Annotated in this window: 4 protein-coding genes and 1 pseudogene; 3 read left to right on the plus strand and 2 right to left on the minus strand. The window is 27.8% G+C overall.

The window, feature by feature from the left end; all coding sequences use genetic code 11:
• Both ABY298_RS15795 and ABY298_RS15800 read right to left on the minus strand, forming a co-directional pair.
• Window positions 1-190 (minus strand): annotated as a pseudogene (locus tag ABY298_RS15795) (ribulose-phosphate 3-epimerase); the annotation flags it as partial.
• 97 nt (window positions 191-287) lie between these two features.
• Window positions 288-1,151 carry an RNA polymerase sigma factor RpoD/SigA gene (locus ABY298_RS15800; RefSeq protein ID WP_090225171.1) on the minus strand — a complete coding sequence of 288 codons (864 nt, stop codon included), beginning with the start codon at window positions 1,149-1,151 and terminating at the stop codon, window positions 288-290.
• 148 nt (window positions 1,152-1,299) lie between these two features.
• Here ABY298_RS15800 and ABY298_RS15805 point away from each other — a divergent pair, with 148 nt between their 5' ends.
• The 3 genes from ABY298_RS15805 to ABY298_RS15815 are packed head-to-tail and all read left to right on the plus strand — an operon-like array spanning window position 1,300 to window position 2,931.
• A complete protein-coding gene (locus ABY298_RS15805; RefSeq protein ID WP_372747007.1) occupies window positions 1,300-1,866 on the plus strand; it encodes an RNA polymerase sigma factor in 567 nt (188 codons plus the stop codon).
• Entirely contained in the window at window positions 1,866-2,084 is a 219-nt protein-coding gene (locus ABY298_RS15810; protein ID WP_372747008.1) for a hypothetical protein, read from the plus strand. The genes ABY298_RS15805 and ABY298_RS15810 overlap by 1 nt, the downstream gene beginning before the upstream one ends.
• 22 nt (window positions 2,085-2,106) lie before the next feature.
• Window positions 2,107-2,931, plus strand: a complete 825-nt coding sequence (locus ABY298_RS15815) for a mechanosensitive ion channel domain-containing protein (RefSeq protein ID WP_372747009.1) — start codon at window positions 2,107-2,109, stop codon at window positions 2,929-2,931.
• The last annotated feature ends 1 nt before the right edge of the window (window position 2,932 follow it).

Raw genomic sequence — 2,932 nt, forward strand, 5'->3', positions numbered from 1 at the left:
CCATAGTTTTAGTTGCATGTTTTTTAATTGCGCTAATAACGGGCATTCCAAATGAGATGTTTGGAACAAAAACACCATCCATTACATCGATATGAAACCAATCTGCTTTGCTGTTGTTAACCATTTCAATATCACGTTGTAAGTTAGCAAAATCTGATGCTAGCATTGAAGGTGCAATATATTTGTTCATTTTTTGAAGTTTTAATTTTTGCAAATATATAAAAAGGCTGTTTGTTATTTTAGTAACAAACAGCCTTTTTAATTTAGAATTACTAATTTGTAATTAATTATCCTAAATATGTTTTTAAAATTTTACTTCTAGAAGTATGTTTTAAACGTCTAATAGCTTTTTCTTTAATTTGACGAACACGCTCACGAGTTAAATCAAAAGTTTCACCAATTTCTTCTAAAGTCATTGGGTGTGCATCACCTAAACCAAAGTATAATTGAACAACATCAGCTTCTCTAGGAGTTAATGTTTCTAAAGCACGTTCAATTTCAACCTTTAAAGATTCGTGTAATAATGCTTTATCAGGATTTGGAGATTCACCTGTGTTTAATACATCGTACAAGTTAGAATCTTCACCTTCAATTAAAGGAGCATCCATAGATACGTGACGACCAGAATTTTTCATAGATTCCTTAACGTCATTAACTGTCATATCTAATTTTTTAGCAATTTCTTCAGCAGAAGGAGGTCTTTCGTTCTCTTGCTCTAAAAACGCATACATTTTATTGATTTTATTAATAGAACCAATTTTGTTTAAAGGTAAACGCACAATACGAGATTGCTCTGCCAATGCTTGTAAAATAGATTGACGAATCCACCATACCGCATACGAAATAAATTTAAATCCACGAGTTTCATCAAAACGTTTTGCAGCTTTAATTAAACCTAAGTTTCCTTCGTTAATTAAATCGGGTAATGTTAAACCTTGATTTTGGTATTGTTTTGCTACTGAAACAACAAAACGTAAATTAGCTTTTGTTAATCTTTCCAAAGCAACTTGGTCTCCAGCTTTAATACGTTGTGCTAATTCAACTTCCATTTCGGCAGTAATTAAATCTACCTTTCCAATTTCCTGTAAATATTTGTCTAATGATGCGGTTTCTCTGTTGGTAACCTGTTTAGTAATCTTAAGTTGTCTCATTTAGTAGCTAAAAATTATTTTAATTATTAATTAGGGTCTAATATATATACGTTGTATTTTTGAAAATGTTACAAAATAAATTAAATATTTTTTTTGTGACTTTTTAAATACAAGCGAGTCTTAAAAGTATAATCCAATAAAAAAGTATTTGAGATCAACTAACGACATATCGTTATTAAGTGATAACGAGTTGGTAGAGAAAATAGTTGCAACAAATGATTCTCATTTGTTTGCTGTGCTGTATGATAGATACGTTAATATGGTTTATAATAAGTGTTATGGCTTTGCTACCAATAAAGAAGAAGCTCAAGATTTAACACATGATGTTTTTATAAAATTATTTATAAAATTAAGAACATTTAAAGGAACCGCTAAGTTTTCTACTTGGCTTTATTCATTTACGTATAATTTTTGTGTAAATTATGTAACACGAAATAATTATAAAAAGAATGAAAAGAATTTTGAAGGAGAGATTTCAGATTCTAATAAATTAGACACTAGTGAAGAAGCGTTATTTGAAATGAAAGCTGATTTACTTAAAAAAGCACTTAATATAATAGATCCATCTGATAAAATGATTTTATTGATGAAATATCAAGATGATTTTTCAATAAAAGAAGTTTCAGAGTCATTAGATATTGGTGAAAGTGCGGTTAAAATGCGTTTAAAACGTGCAAGAGAGAAAGTAATTAATGTATATAACAATCTTAAATAATGGAAAATCCGTTTAAGAAAATATTACACGATGAAGAAGTGCCAAAAGCCCTTCGAGAAAAGGTAATTAATGATATTTCGTTAATTAAGCTTTCTATTGATATTGCCGATTTGTTTGTAGTTAAATATCCAAGTACTTTTGGGGAGTTTTTAAACACAGAAAAAAAAATAAATAAAAAGAAAAACAACAACAACAACAATAATTTGTTAAAGGAATAATTTAAACTAACCCATATTTAAAATGAAATCAATTATTCAGTTAGAAAATGTAAACTTTTCGTTTACACAAAATTTGTGGAGGTCTGTAGTAGATGTAATACCTAAAATATTATTAGGAATTGGATTTATAATTTTAGCATATATAGTAATTAAAGTAGTAAACTTTATTTTGAAGCGACTGTTAAAATTGACTAAAATAGATTCAATTACAACAAAATTGAATGATGCTAAATTATTTGGTAAAAGTGATTATGATGTAGTACCATCGGAAATAGTATTAAAATTTGTGAAATTTTTATTGATACTGATTTTTGTTGTAATAGGTTCTGAAATTTTAGGATTAACAATGATTTCTGAAGGTATTGGTAGTTTTATTGCTTATTTACCAATATTAATTACCGCTTTATTAATTTTTGTGGTTGGAGTTTATTTTGCTTCCATTATAAAAAATTCAATAGTAGACACCTTTAAATCAATGGAGCTTTCAGGGGCTAATTTGGTTAGTAATATTGCATTTTATGTAATTGTTGTTTTTATTTCAATTACAGCATTAAATCAAGCAGGTGTTGACACGGAAATTATTACAAGCAACTTAACCTTAATATTAGGATCGGTTTTAGTTTCTTTTACAATTGCCTTTGGTTTAGGTGCTAGAGATGTAATTACTAGATTGTTATTTGGTTTTTATTCCAGAAGAAATTTTGAAATAGGGCAGCACATAAAAACTAAAAAGATAGAAGGTGTTATTCAAGAAATAGATAATATTTGTATAACCATAAAAACCTCTGAAGGAATTGTTGTAATGCCTATTAAACAATTTGTAGATCAAAAAGTTACAATAAAATAGA

It is taken from the genome of Lutibacter sp. (genome assembly GCF_041596795.1).
GTDB lineage: Bacteria > Bacteroidota > Bacteroidia > Flavobacteriales > Flavobacteriaceae > Lutibacter.